Raw genomic sequence first — 19,148 nt, 5'->3', positions numbered from 1 at the left:
GCCTGATCATCGCCCATGCCGGCCTGTTTCTGCCCTTCACGGTCTGGATGCTGGCCAGCTATTTCCAGACCCTGCCTCCCGAGATCGAGGAGGCCGCGCGGATGGACGGCATGGGCCTCATGAGGATTTTCCTGACCATTGTGATCCCGCTCTCGTGGCCGGGTTTCGTCGCCACGGGTTTGATCGTCTTCATCTTTTCATGGAACGAATTCCCGCTGGCCCTTGTCCTGATGACCCAGAATGCCATGCGCACGGCACCGGTCGGGATCTCGCTTTATCCCGGCGAATACGCCTTCCCGTGGGAGACGATCTCCACCGCGACCGTGATCGCGATCATCCCGATACTTGTGATCACAGCCATCTTTCAGAAACAGATTGTCGGCGGCCTGACGGCCGGCGCCGGCAAGTGAGGGCCCTTTCATGACAGTGGTTCAACTCGACCGCATCGGCAAATCCTACGGCGCCTTCAAGGCAGTCGAAGAGTTCGACCTGACCATCCAAGACGGCGAATTCCTCGTCCTGTTGGGTCCGTCGGGTTGCGGAAAGTCCACGACCTTACGCATGATTGCCGGGTTGGAGAGCATTTCGACCGGCACGCTCAGCATCGGTGGCAACCCGATGAACGATGTCGAGCCCAAGGACCGTGGCGTCGCGATGGTGTTCCAGAACTATGCGCTCTATCCGCACAAGTCGGTCTATGACAACATGGCCATGGCATTGAAATTGCAGAAAATGCCGAAATCCGAAATCCAGAAACGAGTTGGTGACACGGCAGACATGCTGGGCCTGACAGATTACCTGGAACGCAAGCCCGCAGCCCTGTCCGGCGGCCAACGTCAGCGCGTCGCCATCGGACGCGCCATCGTGCGCACGCCTAAAGTGTTCCTGTTTGACGAGCCCCTGTCGAATCTCGACGCAAAACTTCGGGTCAAGATGCGGATGGAATTGCAGGAGCTTCACGACCGCCTCGGCGTGACCTCTGTCTACGTCACTCACGATCAGATCGAGGCGATGACTCTGGCCGACCGGATCATGATCATGAACGGTGGTGTCGTGGCCCAGGTTGGCTCTCCACGCGAAGTCTATGACACGCCGGCCGATGAGTTTGTCGCCGGGTTCATCGGCAGCCCGTCGATGAACTTCATCGACATCTACCGAACCGACACCGGAGGCTGGGCCGCAGAAGCCGGCGGTCTCGGTTTTGCTGATCTGCCCTTCGATACGGGATCGAGGCAGCATCTTCGCCTCGGTATCCGGCCTGAACATGTAGAAATTGTCGAGCAGGGCGCAGGGTCGCCTGCGGACTTGGAAGCAAAGGTCCAGTTGGCCGAACTTCTCGGGGCAGACGCGCTCCTGAACCTCGACATTGGCGCCACCCGTCTACTTGCACGTGTCGGCGGCACAGGTCACCCCAGTCAGGGAGAGACCCTTTCAGTTCGCCTTCCAAGTGATCAGTTCCACGCGTTTGATCCGGTGTCAGGAAGGGCCCTAAGGCATGTCGCGGGTTTAGCCAGGGTTTGAAAGCAAGCGCATGCCAATTTGGCCGTCGAGTTGCACATCCAGTGGCACGCAGCCGGTCCTGCTTTGGTCATCCCGCTGGCTTGGTGGGAAGCAGGATGAAGCATCAAGTTTTTGACGCAAGAACACTCGTGGGACGCACTCCGGGCCGAACTTTACATCCTGCGGGGTAATTCCGCCACGCATTTGATGCCTGCTTTCTGAACGCGCGCCCACTATACCTACGACCGCAGCGAATTGCCGGCTTCCTCCCTTGGTGTCGAATGCTGCAAACCAAACGTTGGTCTGGAAAGGGCTCAGTGCTGTCATCTGGCGGTTTTTGTCGGATGACCGGTGTTCCTTGCTGAGAAGACATTGCTATGCGGCCTTCGCCATTCCAGACCTCTACAAGACGCTGGAAGCAGACGGCTATTTCTATGCTATCCGACTGAGTGCCAATCGCGTTTTACGATGCATGGTCGCGTATCTGCTCAAACACCCGGTGGGCCGACCACAGAACCATGTGCGGCGCGCCAACAGGGACTGAGAGTACTAGGCGGCATCATGGGCCAAACCACGACGTGTCGTCGTCAAGGTCGAGTGGCATCCCGGCGAGTTGTTCCCCCGCGTCGCCTTCGTCGTCACCAACCTGCGATGGAACCGGACTGGGTCATCCGCTTCTACAATCAACGAGGCACCGCCGAGCAGCACATCAAGGAAGGCAAGCAGGCGATCAACGGAACGCGGCTGTCGTGCAAGGGCATGGCGCAAAACGAGGTGCGGCTTCAGCTTCATGCGCTGGCATACAATCTCGTCGTATTCCTGCAGGGCACAGACTTGCCGGAGGAGATGGCCGGCTGGTCATTGACCAGTCTGCAAACCCGGCTGATCGAAATCGGTGCACGCGTTGTCCGTCATGCCCGCTCTATCACGTTCTAACTTGCCGAGGCGGCCGTCAGCGGTGCTCTGTTCTGTTGTATCCTCGCGGCCATCCAACGGCTGCGTGCGCCACCGGTTTCATCATGATGACGTCGGCGAAAAAATCCGAACGAACCCGGATCGACTGGTCTGCCCAATGCGGTGCCGGTTTATCCCAAAACCGGATCAAACCGGTCTCCGAGGCCATAAATCATGCTCAGTTCGCGCTCCAGATGCCAGAACTACGGCACGGCGGTCCCATGAATCTTGATCAGTGCGCAATGTGGCTGAAATGTGAAACAATCGGCGTTCCACTTGGGGAATGTCGGCTTGAACAAGGCATGCGATTGGACCACTATACGAGAAAAACGCACATCACCGAACACTCTACAGGATTCACTCACCTTGCGAACAGAAAGCACGGGGCACTGGACATGCTTGGAAAACTAGCCGCGTACCGATCCAGGTTGAGTCGATTGTTATTGCGACGTCCAACGACGAACCAACCCTTGCATGAAGCACTGGTCTACACTGAATTGGAAGACTTCAGGTCCGAAAAAATAGCTCGATTTGAGAAGAGGCATGGCTATACACCAGATTTAACGAACCCGCGCTTGTTCTCCGAAAAACTACTCACGAGGATCTTGAATGATCGGGATCCATTCTACACTCAGTATGGGACGAAACTGAATGCTCCTGAATTCCTGAAAGTACGGATGCCAAGGGGCTTGAGTATTGCAAAAATCTACAAAGTGAAGGAGAGGATAACCCCAAGCGACTTTGGAGACCTTCCCGCGGCATTCGTACTGAAATCCAGTTTTGGTTCAGGTTTGAACCATGTGATAACGGATTTGGCTTCCGTGGACTTGGATAGGCTGTGTCAACGATTCAATGATCGACTGCCCAACCTTACTAATGCGCAAGGCTTCACTTGCCCGGACAATGTCGTTCTGTTCGAAGAGTTCTTGGGAACACCGGACGGAGCGACGCCTGACGATTACAAATTCCACTGTTTCTCCCAAGACGGTAAGCCGCCCCAGATTTACATACAAATCGATACTGACCGGTTCGGCAATCACCAACAAAGTCTCTACGATCAAAACTTTCGGCTTTTGGACTTGCGCATTGGCAAAGCCAAGCGACACCGAGTTCAGCCGTCACGGCCGGAAAGCCTGGAGAAAATGATTGAGATTTCGGCGTTTGTTTCTCGTGGTTTCGATTATATCCGCGTGGACCTGTACAGTATAGACGGGCGGATATATTTCGGTGAGTTCACACCCTTCCATCAGGGAGCTATGGGGCCAGTGTCCAGTCGTGAGTGGGATATGTTGTTGGGAGAGCATTGGAACTTCCGAATGCCAGCATACCAACACCCACTGAAAAGACAAGGGTATTAAAGGACTGATCATGCTCATTTCGTTTCCGTTCAAGTTTATCTACATCAAGACCAACAAAACCGCGAGCACCTCAATCGAGATGGCGCTCCAGCCCTTTTGCCAGGAAGACGCTTCAACGCCGATCGAAGAAAAATTACACACGATCGTTTCCGATGTGGGTATTGTTGGGCAACGACTGGTTCCGAAGAGTGAGGCGAACGAGTTGGATAGATACTGGTATAATCACATGCCGGCTTCAGAATTGAAATCCAAGGTCGGCGAGCACGTTTGGGACAGTTTCACAAAAATTCATGCTATTCGAAACCCATTCGACAAGGTGTTAAGCAGCTTTTTTTAGAAGTCGTCGCAGCGCGGCTTACAGTATAATTCCTTGCAAGAAGCCCGGGTAGCTTTTGGGGACTACGTTGTTCATCAAGACTGGAGTACGGACTACGATACACTGCACATAGATGGTCATTATTGCGGAGATATCGCAATAAGATATGAAAGTCTTCAGGCTGATCTCAAGTCAGCCGCACTTTCTTGTAGGCTTGATGAAGCTTACCTTGTCCTGCCGCATACAAAGAAGACATCTACGATGCGCATGGGAAACGACATCGCGTCGTTCTATACCAAGTCGACCACCAGCTTCGTGCTACAGCGCTGCGATTGGATTTTCGAGAAATTCTCCTATCCCGTTCATCCGGAGAGCTTAACCTATTCCCCCTGAGGGTGGAGTGTATTGGCAGCTGTTCTGTTCCATCCCGGATGATCACATAGACCCTCGGAGATACGCCCTGTTCATGGCAAGGTCGGTTCTGAGGGGCATTCGGGACGGGGTGAGAGAATGCTGATCCATCTTCACAAGCAAGCCACGACGACGCCCAGGGTTCGGGCAGCCATTCAGGCCAGTGACGAACCCGCGCCCGTTCTGCCAGCGCGATACGGAACGACTGAACAGACGGTCTACAAGTGGCGCCACCGCGACAGCGTCGAGGATCGCAGCCACACGCCGCGTCGGCTTCAGACGACATTGACCCCCGCTCAGGAAGCCGTGGCCGTCGCCCTGCGTCGGACCCTTCCCATGACCCGGCTGATGATCGCTGCACCGGAGTTGCCAATCAGGCGGATGATCGGACCGGCGATCAGCATGAAGTGGCAGGCCACGGCTAGTACGCTGACCATCACGGCGGCCCAGAGCAAGCCTGATGCGGCCAGACTGGTGGCAGTTACTTCCAGCTTGGAGGGCCAGGATCCAGTTAGCCCGTTCCGCTCACCAGCAGTGGATCCGCACCGGCATCGAATACCGAGACTGAGAGATCCCTCCAATCGAGATGAAGGCTTGTCGGGGCATGCGTCTCCTGCTTTCCTTCGAATTGCCGCAAACGGCTACATCGAAAAAGTTGCTGCGAGTGTTCGTGCTCGGAGCGCTCGGATGTCAGAGCATACGTGGCGACGGATATGAGAAGTTAACGGAACTAAGAGGGCAGGGAATTGGAAGAGGAACTTGCCTCGAATATCTCAGCACAGACAAGTGTGCTGCTGGCAGTTTCGTTTCTCGCCGTCTTTGTCCTTTGGAGACTTGTCAGGCTATCCGAACCTGTTCAGGCCTTCCTGAAGCGACACCCGTGGAGCAGCGCGCTTGTCGACCTGTTCCTTTTTCCTGCCGCCGTCTATGGCTCGGGTCGCCTCGTGGGGGCTCTGTTCGGTCAAATGAACCTTCCGGCATGGCAGGGCGGGGTCACCGAAGTCACCGGGTTGCTGATCATCCTGTCGCTCTCATCCGGTGTCGCAAGGCTGATCGAACTCTGGCTGGTGTTTCAGGATCCTGGGAAGATGTCTGAAGGACGCGACACCAGGCTCTCGCAATTGGGCAGAACCGTACTCTTTGGCCTATGCATGTTCATTGGCGTCCTAGTCTATCTCAACACTAATGGACGAGCACCAACCGAGCTCTACCTGTCTGCCGGCGCGATGGCCGCACTGGTCGCCTTCGCCATGCAACAGACATTGGGGGACCTCTTTTCCGGCATTGCTCTCAGTATCGAGAAGCCGTTCAAGATCGGCGACTGGCTCCGTTTCAGCGATGGCATGGAGGGCGAGGTCACAGATATCAACTGGCGGGCAACGCGGCTTCGCGGATGGGACAACACGACCTACGTTGTTCCGAACGGCCAACTTTCACAACAGAGCTTCACGAACCTGCACGGACCGGAACACCTGTACGCGCCCTGGTACCTGGTAAGAGTTTCTGGCGACGCCGATCCCCACAATGTGAAGGCGTTGCTCGAACTGGCCGCTTCACGTTGCGATGCGGTGCTGCAAGACCCCGCGCCAGTGGCGCGCCTCATGGACGGCACGTCCAACCCGTATACTTACATGGTTTGGGTCCATTTCCCGAACTACCCCGCGATGTTTGCTGGCCGGGAGCAGCTTGATGGCGAGATTCACCGGGCATTGAGTCAAGAAGGTCTGCAGATCTCAGCCGACATTAACGAAGTCCGGCACCGCCCTATCGGGAATGACTCTCCGTAGTTCGAAGGATTGCTGAGCAACCATTGCAGACGCATTGCCGACATTCGTCGTACTTCCAATGAACTACGGCTCGGGGCCGTTCGCGTCGCTGTATTGTCTTCAAGAGAGATGAGATGAGCGGCAGTGTCGGTCGTCGCTTTCGGCCCAGACCTGCCGCTCACCCGTCGCTTTGGTGCTGCGGCGCAGCTTCACCAGACCGGCCCTTCATGCACCATACAGCATTTCAAAACCCTGAAGGAGCAGTGCGCGGACGTAACCGCCCTTCGACCGATCACCGCGAGCAACCGCAACCTGCGCATAACTGCCACTCACCCCATCCGGCCAGGGTGGGTTGGAGATTGATGAGCCGACCCTGTTCTGGTCCCAACTTTGGACGGTTCCTGTTCTGGCAGGTACGTCGACCACCGGGCGAAGTGTGAACCCAGCCTGGCTACAGATGCCAGCGCGGAAAATCCGCCGGAAGGACTTTGCAGAAGCAACCCGACTGGCGAGGACGCGTTCGGATTGGTCTGACACCGCCCGATGGATAGACACAGTTGTTAGGGTGAGGTCCCCATGGTGGGAGATGAGTTGCCCACCACTGGCCGCAGAGTGGAGCGCTCGACCACGGTGCAGGGGAATATCCGGGCTTCGGGATGACGGTCAGGCTCATCCAGCATGGCAAGCATCATCTCGATCGACGAGCCCACGATCTGGCGGATCGGCTGGTGAATCGTGGTCAAGGCGATGTTTTCCCATCGCGCCATTTCCATATCGTTCAGCCCGATGATCCCGATGTCATCAGGGGAGGACAGGCCACTTTCCCGAATCGCCGCCAGCGCCCCAATCGACAAAACATCGTCGCCACAGAAATAGGCTTGTGCGGGCCGTGACTCCAGGAACCGCGACATCTCGAAACGTCCGGCATCGAAGGTATAGGCGTCGGCGAAGGAGTGGCTCACGCTCACGTCGGGATGTTTTGCCAGTTCCTCCACGAAGCCGGCATAGCGGTCCTGCGTCGAGGTTGACGATTCCGGCCCTCCAAGGAAAGCGACATTGTCATACTTGCGCGAGATCAGTTCGCGTGCAGCCATGCGTCCGCATTCGACATTGTCGATGCCCACCACATGAACCTGTGGCGTGGCGACCGACCGGCCGAACGCATGCACCACCGGGATGCCGGCGTCCCGAAACGCCACGGCAAATCCCGGCGGCAGCGTGGAGGATGCAACAACGACCCCATCGACGGAATATTGCCGCATCATGCGAATGGAGTTTCTGGGGTCGACTTCGTCCGAAAGGTTCAGCAGCAGGGGGCGCAAGCCAACGTTTTGCAAGCCGCGGGTGAACAGGTCGAAGACTTCAAGGAAGATCGGATTGTGAAAGTTGTTCGACACCAAACCGATCATCTTCGTGCTTCCGGTGGTCAGCGACGAGGCAAGCGCGTTGGGGTGATACCCCAGTTCCTTGGCCGCGCCTTCGACGCGCTCGCGCATTTTTTGCGATACCGAGGCGCCCGGTGTGAACGTTCGCGACACGGCCGAACGCGATACACCCGCTCGCTCCGCCACATCCTTCAATGTCACCGGCATCGGTATTCCACCTTCGCTATGAACTCGTCGATAGTCGAGTGCGTCATCCGGAGCTGTGCGATGGCAGTCGATTTCCTCCAGGCAGGTGATGATGGAGAAATCATTCTCGTTCTGACGGTGGGCCGGACAGCTCGGCTCGCGGCCGGCAGGGGCGAAGACTTCGGTCTTTCGCGTTCCCCAGACGCCCTCGCCGCGCTTTCCCCGGCCCCAAGAGGATAGAGCGCGAACCCGAACTTTCCCCTACCAGCTTGATCAGGCGCGATGTCTTGAAACTCGCCGTGGGGTCCGTCGGGCCTGAGCTGCAGGTCTGCTATCGCTTCTCCCATCTAGGGCACGCGGCGCGCGCTGTTTTCTTCCAGCGCTGCGTTGAAGTCATCCACGCCCATCCCCGTGTCCAGCGCACGCGCGAGGAGTTCGGCCTGGCTTTCAGAGGCCAGCCCGCCGATGGGCGGATCGGTGTCGAGATTGGTCGGGAAGGGGTAGCCCTCAGCGGCGGCCCCGATCGCCGCCGCACGCGCGGCACCGGTCAGGTTCAGGTCCCGCAGGGCGGGGAAGAGCCGTCGCACCATCCCGGGTCGGTCTATCCGCTCCAGCGTGCGCCCCATGGCCGAACCGATCTGCATCAGGTTCGCCATTCGTTGGATATTCGAGGACCGGTTTTCGCCCGCGGCATGGAATAGTGCGGGGTTGAAGAACAGCCCGTCGCCCTTCTGCAGCGGCAATTGCACATGGCGCCGCTCAAAGAGATCGCGGAACGCGGGCAGCAGTGCCGCCACATATCCCGGCCCGTAGCGTTGCGAGTTCGGCAGAAGCTTCGTCGGTCCGCTTTCGACCGGCATGTCGCAATGGGCCACGGCGCCCTGAAGGGTCAGGGCCGGGGAAAGGCGATGCGCATGTGCCGGAAATGCCTGGGCCTGATCCTGGGTCACGAAGCCGAGATGATAGTCGCGATGGCAGGTCTGCGGCTTGCCACCGGGCCGCACCAGGTTGACCTGCGTGGTCATTTGCCACCATGGGCCCAACCAGGCTTCGCTGACCGCGGCGACGGCCGGGCTGGCAAAGTAGCGGGCAAACAGGTGCGGGTCGCGCAGACAGAGCTTCTGAAGGGAGTTCCACACCCGTTCATTGGCCCCGCGTTCGCCAAAATGATCTCCACCGGTGTTGAGCGCGCGTTCTTCTCCGATGATCGCCTCGAAAGCTGTTGTGGCCGCATCGACCGCGTCGAGGTCGGGGATCGCGCCTTTCAGGACCAGGACCCCCGAGAGATCACCCAGAACCTGCGCCCATTCTGCCAACAGCGCTCGGCGCGTGTCGGGCGCGGCAAGGGCAGCCTCGGTCTCCGTCGCCGTGTAGATGGGAATGTTGAATTCCACGCTGCTGGCAAATTGCAGCCGGCCGGGATCAAGCGGTTCGGAGATCAGCGCCTCGAATTCTTCGATCTTGCAGTCGGACGGCGTGAAGGTGAAATGGCTGCTCATGATCTATCCTTTTCTGGTGCGGACACCGCGCCGGGCCAGTAGCGGTCTGAACCCGGTTTAAAAAGTTGGCGGGTCTCGACCGCATTCCGCAACAACAGGGACACGATATGGCCCTCATCGCTCGCTTGGTTCAGAATCTCGAGACTGGCGCCAGTCCTGGGCGATCTCATCGACTTGCCGCAGGTCGGAGCGGCATTGGTCCCGCGCGGTCTCGGAAAAAGGCGCGGCCATCGCCACCTGCTCGATACCGGGTTCCCGCGCGACCATCCCAATATGCGACTTGCTGATATGCCCGGCGCCGAGGAATACAGATCGGATGCACATGCCACGTCCCCGGTCAGAGTGCGTGTTCCATGTATTCCTCGCCGGTTTTCGCGCCGGTGATATAGGCCACGATGTCCTGACCGTCCGTCTCCTCCTTTTTCAGATTCGCCACGATGCGGCCGCGACGGAACACCACGATCCGGTCGACGAGTTCCATCACCTGACGCATGTTGTGGCTGATAAGGATCAGCGGCTCCCCCTGGTCCTTCAAGGTCTTGATGATGTTTTCCACCTGCGCGGTTTCCTGCACGCCCAGGGCCGCGGTCGGTTCGTCCATGATGGTCAGACGGGAATGGAAGGTCGCGGTGCGGGCAATCGCGACGCATTGGCGCTGACCGCCAGACATGTTTCGGATCGTGTTGCGGATGTTGGGGATCTTCACCGCAGTCTTGTTTAGGCCGTCAATCGTGGCCTGCCGCATGCCCTTGTAGTCAAGGATGCGGAACGGACCAAGCCAATCGGCAAAGGTCTTTTCACGCCCCAGGAAGAGGTTGTCCGGCACGTCAAGATCATCTGCCAGCGCCAGCGTCTGGAACACGGTCTCGATCCCGGCTTCGCGGGCATCGAGCGGCCCGGCAAAATGGACCTCGTCGCCATACAGCCAGACCTGGCCACGGGTGCGTTGCTCGACCCCGGTGATCTGGCGGACAAATGTCGATTTGCCCGCGCCATTGTCGCCCATGATGGCAACATGTTCGCCCTTTCGGATTTCGAAATCGGCCCCTTCGAGCGCGTGAACACCACCATAGTGCTTGGTCAGATCCACGGTTTTGAGAACAACGTCCTGATTCATATCCTGTCCCTCTGTCTCAAGCTCGGCTGCGTTGGCGATATTGGTCGAGCACGACCGCGGCAATGATGATGCCCCCCATGGCCATCAGCTGATAGGATCCATCGAGCTTGATATACGTGAAGCCGGACCTGATGACGCCGATGACCATTGCGCCCAGCACCGTGCCGACAATCGACCCGCGTCCGCCCTTCAGGCTGATGCCACCGATCACGGCCATGGCGATTGCGAACAGCTCGTAGAATTCTCCCATACCGGCCTGGGCCGTCGATCCCTTGGAACTCAGCACGATCCCGGCAAAGGCCGCCAGCATCGACGCGATCATGTAGACAAGAACCTTGTGGCGCTTGACGTTGATGCCCGACATCCTGGCGGCTTCTTCGTTCGAGCCGATGGCGTAGGTGTGCTTTCCATAGACCGTGAACTTGAGGATCAGTTGAAAGACAACCGCCAGCGACAGGAACCAGACCACCGGCATCATGCCCGAGCCGATGAACTTGTACCCTTCGGTCGGGAATGACACCGGGCGGCCTCCGGACCACCACAGAGCAATGCCGCGGCAGATCAGGAACATGCCAAGCGTGGCGATGAAGGGCGGAATCCGGAAATAGGCGATGAACGTGCCGTTTATCGCGCCGATAAAGGCCCCGAACGTCAATCCGACCGCGATGGGAACGATTGTCGGCAGGTCCATGGCCCAAAGCCCGAAAACTGCCTTTGGGTTTGGGTTGCCGTTCACAAGTTCGGTCTGTGCAAAACTCATCGCGATCATGGCGGTCGCGGCGACCAGAGGCCCGGAACTGAGGTCAATGCCAGCCGTGATAATGACCTGTGTGACGCCGAGGGCAATGATGCCGATGATCGCCACCTGCAGGATGATGATCTTCAAGCGTGCTTCGTTGAAAATCGAGTCGAAACGATCCCTGGTATCAAACAGGAAGCTCTGCCCTTTCATGTAGGGCAGCAACTGGCCGGCCACCTCGAAGAGCGCGACGATGATAATCAGCGCCAGGAGGATGTTCATTTCATTGGGCCAGGACCTTTTTTGTTTGTCAAAGGTCAGTCCGCCGGTTCCATGGCTGGTATCCGCCATTTCTTACGCCCCCTGTGTCAACGCCATAGCGTTGCAGGACGGAACCAACGGCTCCGTCCTGCGATTTGCTTCTGATTGAACTCAGTTCTTGTCGAGGAAATCGGCCATGTTCGCCGGGGTCACAAGAACGAAGGGGATGTAGACTTTCTGATCTACGTCTTCGCCTTTCGTCAGCGCGATCGCCGTATCGACAGAGCCCGCGCCCTGACCAAAGGCATCCTGGAACACGGTGACGTCGTAGTCGCCGGATTGCATGGCAACCAGGGCGTCCTGGCTCGCGTCGACGCCGCCAACCTGTACGTCGGCCATGTCCATGCCACCTGCCTTCATCGCCTGGATCGCGCCGATAGCCATTTCGTCGTTATTGGCCAGAACGAAATCGAAGGGCTCACCCGAAGACATCCAGTTGGTCATGAGGTCCTGGGCTTCATCGCGGGACCAATTGGCGGTCTGCTCGTCAATCAGTGTCATGAAGTTGCACATATCCATGCCGATGACATCGTGCACATCCTTCGAACGCTGAACGGCCGCCTGGTTCGACAGCTGGCCGTTCATCAGGTAGCCACGGGCACCGCCGGCCTTCCCGTCAGCCCGCAGATTGTTACAGATCTGGAAAGCCGAAAGCGTGCCGGATTCAATCTCGTTCGACGCCACAAAGGCTTGCGTCGGGGGGAGCTCGTTCACGTTGTCGGGCTCGCGGTTGACGAAGACCAGCGGCACGTCGCCGGCGGCTTCGGTCACGGCGGCGCCGGCCGAGGTATCGACGATGTTCACGATGATCGCGTCAACGCCCGAGGCCACGAAGTTTTTCACCTGGTCGATCTGCTTTGCGAGATCGTCGGTGGCGTCCTCCATCTGCAGCTCGACACCATCAAGGCTGTCGGCGTGCTCTGTCATACCATTTCGCATGACGGTCAGCCAGTTGTCGTCGAAACGCGAGATCGTCGCGCCGATTTCAAGCGCGAACGCTGAAGTGCTCATAACGGACATGAGCGCCGTCGCGGCAACAATAGTTCTTTTCATGAGTGTCCTCCCTGATCGGTGCCCGGCACACACCTGTTCTTTGCCGGAAAGCCCCTGTTTCGAGGCTGTTCACCCTCGCTTCATGCGGCTCTCAACCACATCTGCGAGGAATTGAAATTACCTGACCTGCGCATCGCCTTGACGGGGTCGGCAAGGGCGCGAGGTTGCGGCTGCAAAGCACTCAGAGGCCTGACCCGCGCGATCAGCTTGGCCTCCAGATCCTTACGCAGTTCCATCTCGACAGGACCCGGATCCCGCACGAATTCGCGGATCTGGCCCAACGGCGTCTCTGGCATTGCGGCTTGGTTCAACTCGAAATCGGGCATGTTTCCCCTGTCAGTCCCGCACCCAGGTTTCCTCCCGAAGCCTGCGATGTCTCCGAAGGCTCGACGAATAGTCGCGTTGCGTCAACGAAAACTTGCAACCGATTGCAATTTTACATGATCGGCCATCGAGCTGTCCGGGGGGGATGTCAGGGGATCCTGGCTAGCGACCGGGCGGGGGGCTGCGGAGCGTCCGCGGATGAAGAAACGCGCCCCGTTCAAGTACTTCAAGACATCGGCGGAGATCATTCGCCTGGTCGTGATGCTCTACGTCCGGTTCGCGACGCAAACCGGAAGAAGTGAGAAATGACAGATATTTAACGGGTTCATATCTGCGTCCGTCCGTCGGATGACCGAGACGTCGGCAATGCAGGCCCAACCAGCCCCCCTGTTGTCGAAGTTCGAACTTGAAAGGTCCGAAGCGGGGTTTGGCGCAATGCTTTTCTGTCGACCACTGGCTGACATTCCTGCGAACAGCACCATCTCGAAACGACCGCCGCGTTGCTCCTGACCCGCGTTTTTTTCTCGGAGAGCCGCGTGGTCTCTCTGCGTTCGTCGGCACATCACTTCGCCCCAGTCATGTTCGACGACATCGGTTTCAAGGCGAAGGATTACGACAAGTGGGCGGCCTACGGTCAGTCAAAGACCGCGAACGCGCTATTTGCAGTGGGACTGAACGCAAGGCTCAAATCCAAAGGTGCGGAGACATTCTCTGTCCATCCCGGAGTGATACAGACCGAACTTGCCCGACACATGACCGAAGAAGATATGGCGATGTTCGCCGAGGGCATGGAAGCCGGCACAATCCCAATGAAATCAATCCCGCAAGGTGCCGCGACCCAGGTCTATGCTGCCACTGCGCCTGAACTGACCGGAATGGGCGGTGCCTATCTGGCAGATGTCCAGATCGCCCCGGTGGAGGAGGGTACAGAAGACATGACCAAGGTCCGACCCTACGCACTTGATGAGACGGCGGCGGAGAGGCTTTGGGATATTTCCGAAGAGATGGTCTCGACTGTGTAACGCTCCAATTTCGGGCGCTCACCATCGGGTGGCGCCCGACGGTCGCCCGATTGCGTCCCCAAAGCCCACGGGCAGAGCTCACTCTGCGAAACCGACGCCGGACCGTTCACTTCGCTTGGTCCGGGACGGTTGGAACTCCCCAAAGGCGGTCTTCTTCGTTTGAAATAACGTATGTCCGTTTCTCGAAAGAGCCGCCGGGAAATGTTCTGGCGCCATAGCTATCCGGGCTCACGCAGCGAAGGTCCGGAAGGTCGGCTTTCTACCAGTTCGTGACTGCCGCATCATCGGTCAAGATGGGCTCTCCCCGGTCCTGCGCTGCGCGGTGAACGAGTGGCGGGTCATGTGCCCTTGCCAACCGGATCGGAGCTTCTTGGGTTCTTGGTTCAGGGAACGAAAGGATGATCGGTGGCATTCATCACATCGAATGGCAGCCGAAAAAGAAGGGACCGAAGTTCGTCTCGATCCCGATGCAAGACATCCTTGCGAACTGACCTTCTCCCCGTAAACGTCCGCGATTTCGGGGAGCAGGTCAGAACGAGTTGACCCTTCACGAGCCGGGCGAGACAGTCAAGAAGACGACTCGCTCGCAGCACGATATCCGCAAGGGCGTCGCTGAGATGATGGCTGAGGCTGGTGCGCCGGTCTAAGAAATCGGCGCAGCCCAAGCCAATGCCCAGACCAGGAAAACTGAGATCAACACTGAAAATCCGACCGCCGGAAGCTCGCCGCAGAGGCCACGAAAAAGCGCGCCAAGGGCGAAGGTGTCCCACGGCATCCCGAGCGTGAGACATCTGAGGGTGTACGCCACCACAATACAACAATTTTTGGGAAGAATTGGCAGTCCGTAGGGGAATCGAACCCCTCTTTCCAGGTTGAAAACCTGGCGTCCTAACCGATAGACGAACGGACCGTACTCTCGATGAAGCGCTATTTAGAAAAGGCCGGGCGGGCGCGCAAGCGGTTTCTCAGGCGATAGCCAAGTTTCTTTCTGGCGCGGCCTTGGGTCAGCTGGACGCGGCCTCGGCAGCGTCTTCCAGCCGGAGCTGCGGGCTGCGCCGGCCGTTCCACTCATTGACCTCCAGTCGCCCGGCGAGATGGAAGCGTGCGCCGCCATGCCGTTCAAGGCGCGGACCCAGCGGTGTGTCGAAAGCGCCGAAGCAGATCGCGTCCAGACGCGCACCCATCTCGTCGCCGAAACTCACCTTGAGATGGCTCTCGCCGACCCGGCGGGCGTGGCGAATGGCTATATCGGGCAGCGCAAACCGAGGAGCCGGGGCTGAGGCGCCGAAGGGGCCGGCGGTCTCGAGCTGTTCGATAAGTTCCAGCGAAGCCGCCCCCGGCATCAGCAGGGAATCGAGCACGAGATCGCGCGGCCCCCCTGCCCCAGCACCCTGCTTGGCAAGCAACTCCGCCAGGCGCTCCATGGCGGCCTCAAGTTGCGGTTCGGCCACGGTCAGGCCCGCCGCCATCTTGTGCCCGCCGCCTTTCACCAGCAGCCCCTCCTGCGCAACGCGTTGGATCGAGGCACCGAGGTCAATGCCAGAGACCGAGCGGCCCGATCCTTTGCCCTCGCCCTCATGCAGCCCGATCACGACGGAGGGCCGGTTGGTCGCCTCCTTCATCCGCGAGGCGACGATGCCGACCACCCCCGGATGCCAGCCTTCGCCCGCCGCCCAGACCAGCGATCCGTCCGTACCGCGCGCCTCGGCTTGCGCCATCGCGTCTTCGGTCACGCGGGCTTCGATTTCGCGACGTTCGCGATTGAGTTCGTCGAGCTGTTCGGCGATGGCCTGCGCCTCGGCGGGCGCGTCGGTGGACAGCAGCCGTGCGCCGAGATCGGCCTTGCCGATGCGGCCACCGGCATTGATGCGCGGGCCGAGCAGGTAGCCCAGATGGTAGGCACGCGGGGCCTCGGAGAGTCCGGCCACATCGGCCAGCGCCCGCAGGCCCACCCGCTCGCGCCGCGCCATGACCTTTAACCCCGTGCGTACAAGCGCCCGGTTGACGCCCAGCAGGGGCGCGACATCGGCCACCGTGGCCAGCGCCACGAGGTCCAACAGCGCCATCAGATCCGGTCCCTTGATCTCGCGGGCGCGCAGCAGCCGGTTCAGTTCAACCAGAAGCAGGAAGACCACGCCGGCGGCGCAGAGATGCGCGAGATCGCCGGTTTCGTCCTGCCGATTGGGGTTCACCACGGCAAGCGCGGGCGGCAGGGTCTCGCCGCCCAGGTGGTGATCGAGAACGATGACATCGGCCCCTTCGGCCGCCGCCAGCGCCTCGTGGCTCAGCGTGCCGCAATCGACACAGATGATCAGGTCATGCGCTGCCGCGAGCTTGCGCATAGCCGGAACATTGGGTCCATAGCCCTCGTCGATCCGGTCGGGGATATAGAGCGTCGCGGGCCGACCCATGGCGCGCAACCAGCAGATCAGCAGCGCGGAAGAGCTGCCGCCATCGACATCGTAATCGCCGAACACCGCGATCCGCTCGCCCGCTTCGGCCGCGGCAAGGATGCGCGGGGCGGCCCTGTCCATGTCCTTGAGCACCAGCGGGTCAGGCAGCAGGTCCCGTAGCGTCGGCTCAAGGAAGCCCGCGGCGTCCTCGGGCACAACCCCGCGCCGGACCAGCGTATGGCACAGCGCACCGGGCAGGCCGGTCGCTTGTGCCATGGCTTCGGCGAGGCGCTCCTGTTCAGCATCGGGACCGACCCATCTCCGGCCGGTCAGGGATTGCTCGACTCCAAGGAACGCTGCCATATGGTTACACCGGGTTGGAATAGGTGATGCGCCGGACGGAACCCGTCTTGGAGCGCATCAGCAGGGTTTCGGTTGTCAGCAAGTGCGGCTCACGGATCACGCCGGGCAGCAGGTTGCCATCGGTCACGCCGGTAGCGGCAAAGATCACGTCGCGGGTGACCATCTCGTCGCGCGAATAGATCTTGTCGAGATCCTCGATGCCGGCCTTGCGGGCGCGGGCGATCTCGTCCTCGTTGCGGAAGGTCAACCGGCCATACATCTGCCCGCCCATGCATTTCAGCGCCGCCGCCGCAAGAACGCCCTCGGGCGCGCCGCCGGCCCCCATATACATGTCGATCCCTGTCTTGTGCGGCTCAGCGCAATGCATGACACCGGCAACGTCGCCATCGGTGATGAGCCGGATCGCGGCGCCGGTGGCGCGCACCTCGGCGATCAGGTCTTCATGGCGTTCCCGTTGCAGGATGCAGACGTTGATATCGTGCGTTTCGCAGCCTTGCGCCTTGGCCAGCGCATGCACGCGCTCGGTGGGGGTCATCTCCAGCGTCACCACGTCCGTTTCGTAGCCCGGCCCGATGGCCAGCTTGTCCATGTAGACATCGGGGGCGTGCAGCATCGAGTTGCGCGGGCCCATGGCGACCACGGTCAGCGCGTTGGGCATGTCCAGCGCGGTCAGCGTGGTGCCTTCCAGCGGGTCCAGCGCGATATCGACCTCCGGGCCGATCCCCTCGCCGACCTCTTCGCCGATATAGAGCATCGGTGCTTCGTCGCGCTCGCCCTCGCCGATCACCACCACGCCGCGGATCTCCAGTTTGTTGAGCTCGCTGCGCATCGCGTTCACGGCCGCCTGGTCGGCGGCCTTCTCGTCGCCATGGCCGATAAGATGCGCCGAGGCCATCGCGGCGGCCTCGGATACGCGGGCCAGGGCAAGGGAAAGCATGCGGTCATGAAACTCGGGCGGATGCTGCATCGGTATGTTCCTAGGTCAGAATGGCTTCAAAAGGCTTCCCGAGGGCCTAGCGGTGCGGCACTGCAGCATGCAAGCATGTTAGCGCTGCAGGGCCGAAAATACCAGAAACAGCCAATCCGAACCCGCAGGTCAGACCGTTTCTATCCGGATCGCCACCGGGTCGCTTTCGACCACGCCGGTCGCCGCGAAGCCCGAAAGCGCGGTGTCGAGCGAATCCCGGCTGGTCTTGTGGGTGACGATCACGACCGGCGCATGAGCGCTGTCATGACGGGTCTGGCGCATACGGTCGATGCTGATTCCGGATTCGCCAAGCACGGTGGCGATTTTGGCCATCGCACCCGGCTTGTCGGTCAGCGTCATGCGCAGGTAGAAGGGCGCGGGCGCTGCGGCGCGCGCCGGACGGGCCTTTTCCAGACCGGCGGCGGGCTGGCCAAAGGTGCTGATGCGGCTGCCGCGCGCAATTTCGATCACGTCGCTCAGCACGGCGCTGGCGGTCGGCCCCTCACCGGCTCCCGCGCCGCGCAGCACAATCTGACCGACCGCATCGCCTTCGAGCACGACCATGTTGGTCCCGCCCTCGAGCTGCCCGAGCGGACTGTTCACGGGCACGAGGCAGGGCGACATGCGCTGCTCCAGCCCGCGCCCGGTCATCTGCGCCACACCGAGCAGCTTGATGCGATAGCCAAGGCGGGCCGCCGTGCGGATGTCTTCGATCGAGAGCTTCTGAATGCCCTCCAGCTCGACGCCCTCGAAATCGACCTTTGTGCCAAAGGCGATGGCGGAGAGCAGCGAGAGCTTGTGGCCGGCATCGATTCCGCCCACGTCGAGATTAGGGTCGGCCTCCAGGTAGCCGAGCGCGTCGGCCTCGGCGAAGACTTCCTCATAAGGCAAGCCGGCATCTTCCATCCGGGTCAGGATGTAGTTGCAGGTGCCGTTCATCACGCCCATCACGCGGGTGATCTCGTTGCCCGCGAGCCCTTCGGTCAGGGACTTGATCACCGGAATGCCGCCCGCAACAGCCGCCTCGAAGCGGATCACGTGTCCCGCCTCTTCCGCCGCCTCTGCCAGCGCCTGCCCGTGCAGCGCCAGCAGCGCCTTGTTCGCGGTCACGACATCCTTGCCAGCGGCGATAGCGGCTTCGGTCGCGTCCTTGGCCGGGCCTTCGGAGCCGCCCATCAGCTCAACGAAAACATCGACATCGGCGCGTTGCGCCAGCGCGACCGGATCATCTTCCCAGGCATAGCCTTCCAGCGAGACGCCCCGATCCTTGTCCTTTGAACGAGCGGACACGGCGGTGATCACGACAGGGCGACCGCAGCGCGCCGAGAGAAGGTTGGCCTTCTGGCGCAGGATCTTCACCACGCCGGTGCCGACGGTGCCAAGCCCCGCAATGCCAAGGCGAAGGGGTTGGGTCATGATCGCTACTCCGTAATGGCCTCAAATCGCGCCCGCTCCTGTCACGGGCCGGGCAGTC

At 60.1% G+C, this 19,148-nt stretch carries 18 protein-coding genes, 1 tRNA gene and 2 pseudogenes; 9 read left to right on the top strand and 12 right to left on the bottom strand.

The genetic code is table 11. The features are described 5' to 3' along the window. From R3X27_RS23815 to R3X27_RS23790, 6 genes and pseudogenes are all read left to right on the top strand, one after another. Positions 1-410, top strand: a 410-nt coding sequence (locus tag R3X27_RS23815) for a carbohydrate ABC transporter permease (RefSeq protein WP_317711404.1), incomplete at its 5' end; no start/stop codon positions are given. 10 nt (positions 411-420) lie between these two features. Then, positions 421-1,521 carry a sn-glycerol-3-phosphate ABC transporter ATP-binding protein UgpC gene (locus tag R3X27_RS23810; RefSeq protein WP_317711403.1) on the top strand — a complete coding sequence of 367 codons (1,101 nt, stop codon included), beginning with the start codon at positions 421-423 and terminating at the stop codon, positions 1,519-1,521. 447 nt (positions 1,522-1,968) lie between these two features. Beyond that, positions 1,969-2,436, top strand: a complete 468-nt coding sequence (locus tag R3X27_RS23805) for a transposase (RefSeq protein WP_411572534.1) — start codon at positions 1,969-1,971, stop codon at positions 2,434-2,436. Positions 2,437-2,924: 488 nt separating this feature from the next. Continuing rightward, the gene (locus R3X27_RS23800; RefSeq protein WP_317711402.1) at positions 2,925-3,812 is read left to right on the top strand and encodes an ATP-grasp fold amidoligase family protein; all 888 of its coding nucleotides are present in this window, start codon (positions 2,925-2,927) and stop codon (positions 3,810-3,812) included. Positions 3,813-3,822: 10 nt separating this feature from the next. Continuing rightward, positions 3,823-4,149: a sulfotransferase family 2 domain-containing protein gene (locus R3X27_RS23795; RefSeq protein WP_317711401.1), complete on the top strand. Its 327-nt coding sequence runs from the start codon at positions 3,823-3,825 to the stop codon at positions 4,147-4,149. Positions 4,150-4,638: 489 nt separating this feature from the next. After that, positions 4,639-4,905 (top strand): annotated as a pseudogene (locus tag R3X27_RS23790) (IS481 family transposase); the annotation flags it as partial. Here the strand turns inward: R3X27_RS23790 and R3X27_RS23785 are convergent. Beyond that, positions 4,836-4,976: a hypothetical protein gene (locus R3X27_RS23785; RefSeq protein ID WP_317711406.1), complete on the bottom strand. Its 141-nt coding sequence runs from the start codon at positions 4,974-4,976 to the stop codon at positions 4,836-4,838. The pseudogene R3X27_RS23790 and the gene R3X27_RS23785 sit on opposite strands and share 70 nt — an antisense overlap. A 309-nt stretch (positions 4,977-5,285) precedes the next feature. Here R3X27_RS23785 and R3X27_RS23780 point away from each other — a divergent pair, with 309 nt between their 5' ends. Beyond that, a complete protein-coding gene (locus R3X27_RS23780; RefSeq protein WP_317711400.1) occupies positions 5,286-6,326 on the top strand; it encodes a mechanosensitive ion channel family protein in 1,041 nt (346 codons plus the stop codon). Between the two features lie 539 nt (positions 6,327-6,865). Here R3X27_RS23780 and R3X27_RS23775 read toward each other — a convergent pair. The 7 genes from R3X27_RS23775 to R3X27_RS23745 form a co-directional block, all read right to left on the bottom strand. Next, positions 6,866-7,897, bottom strand: coding sequence for a LacI family DNA-binding transcriptional regulator (locus R3X27_RS23775; RefSeq protein ID WP_317711399.1), 1,032 nt, complete (start codon positions 7,895-7,897; stop codon positions 6,866-6,868). A gap of 326 nt (positions 7,898-8,223) precedes the next feature. Continuing rightward, positions 8,224-9,375, bottom strand: a complete 1,152-nt coding sequence (locus R3X27_RS23770) for a phytanoyl-CoA dioxygenase family protein (protein WP_317711398.1) — start codon at positions 9,373-9,375, stop codon at positions 8,224-8,226. A gap of 114 nt (positions 9,376-9,489) precedes the next feature. Continuing rightward, positions 9,490-9,699, bottom strand: a complete 210-nt coding sequence (locus R3X27_RS23765) for a hypothetical protein (protein ID WP_317711397.1) — start codon at positions 9,697-9,699, stop codon at positions 9,490-9,492. Positions 9,700-9,712: 13 nt separating this feature from the next. Beyond that, on the bottom strand, positions 9,713-10,492 hold the full coding sequence (locus R3X27_RS23760; RefSeq protein WP_317711396.1) for an ATP-binding cassette domain-containing protein: 780 nt from the start codon (positions 10,490-10,492) through the stop codon (positions 9,713-9,715). Positions 10,493-10,508: 16 nt separating this feature from the next. Continuing rightward, positions 10,509-11,582 (bottom strand): ABC transporter permease, encoded by a 1,074-nt coding sequence (locus R3X27_RS23755; RefSeq protein ID WP_317711395.1) that lies wholly within the window; start codon positions 11,580-11,582, stop codon positions 10,509-10,511. Between the two features lie 81 nt (positions 11,583-11,663). Beyond that, positions 11,664-12,605 carry a substrate-binding domain-containing protein gene (locus R3X27_RS23750; protein WP_317711394.1) on the bottom strand — a complete coding sequence of 314 codons (942 nt, stop codon included), beginning with the start codon at positions 12,603-12,605 and terminating at the stop codon, positions 11,664-11,666. Between the two features lie 80 nt (positions 12,606-12,685). After that, positions 12,686-12,931: a hypothetical protein gene (locus tag R3X27_RS23745; protein ID WP_317711393.1), complete on the bottom strand. Its 246-nt coding sequence runs from the start codon at positions 12,929-12,931 to the stop codon at positions 12,686-12,688. 196 nt (positions 12,932-13,127) lie between these two features. Between R3X27_RS23745 and R3X27_RS23740 the strand changes: the two are divergent. Continuing rightward, positions 13,128-13,208: pseudogene (locus tag R3X27_RS23740) on the top strand (IS6 family transposase); the annotation flags it as partial. Positions 13,209-13,429: 221 nt separating this feature from the next. Continuing rightward, entirely contained in the window at positions 13,430-13,951 is a 522-nt protein-coding gene (locus tag R3X27_RS23735) for a hypothetical protein (protein WP_317711392.1), read from the top strand. A gap of 835 nt (positions 13,952-14,786) precedes the next feature. Here the strand turns inward: R3X27_RS23735 and R3X27_RS23730 are convergent. From R3X27_RS23730 to R3X27_RS23715, 4 genes are all read right to left on the bottom strand, one after another. Continuing rightward, positions 14,787-14,861, bottom strand: a tRNA-Glu gene (locus tag R3X27_RS23730). A gap of 94 nt (positions 14,862-14,955) precedes the next feature. Then, on the bottom strand, positions 14,956-16,707 hold the full coding sequence (recJ, locus tag R3X27_RS23725; RefSeq protein ID WP_317711391.1) for a single-stranded-DNA-specific exonuclease RecJ: 1,752 nt from the start codon (positions 16,705-16,707) through the stop codon (positions 14,956-14,958). 4 nt (positions 16,708-16,711) lie between these two features. After that, positions 16,712-17,674, bottom strand: a complete 963-nt coding sequence (gene glpX, locus R3X27_RS23720) for a class II fructose-bisphosphatase (RefSeq protein ID WP_317711390.1) — start codon at positions 17,672-17,674, stop codon at positions 16,712-16,714. 129 nt (positions 17,675-17,803) lie between these two features. Next, entirely contained in the window at positions 17,804-19,090 is a 1,287-nt protein-coding gene (locus tag R3X27_RS23715) for a homoserine dehydrogenase (protein WP_317711389.1), read from the bottom strand. Positions 19,091-19,148 lie beyond the last annotated feature (58 nt).

Source organism: Tropicimonas sp. TH_r6 (assembly GCF_033101155.1).
Lineage (GTDB): Bacteria > Pseudomonadota > Alphaproteobacteria > Rhodobacterales > Rhodobacteraceae > Tropicimonas.
The sequence above is the reverse complement of the archived record's forward strand: the minus strand, read 5'-3'. Positions and strand labels throughout refer to the sequence as shown.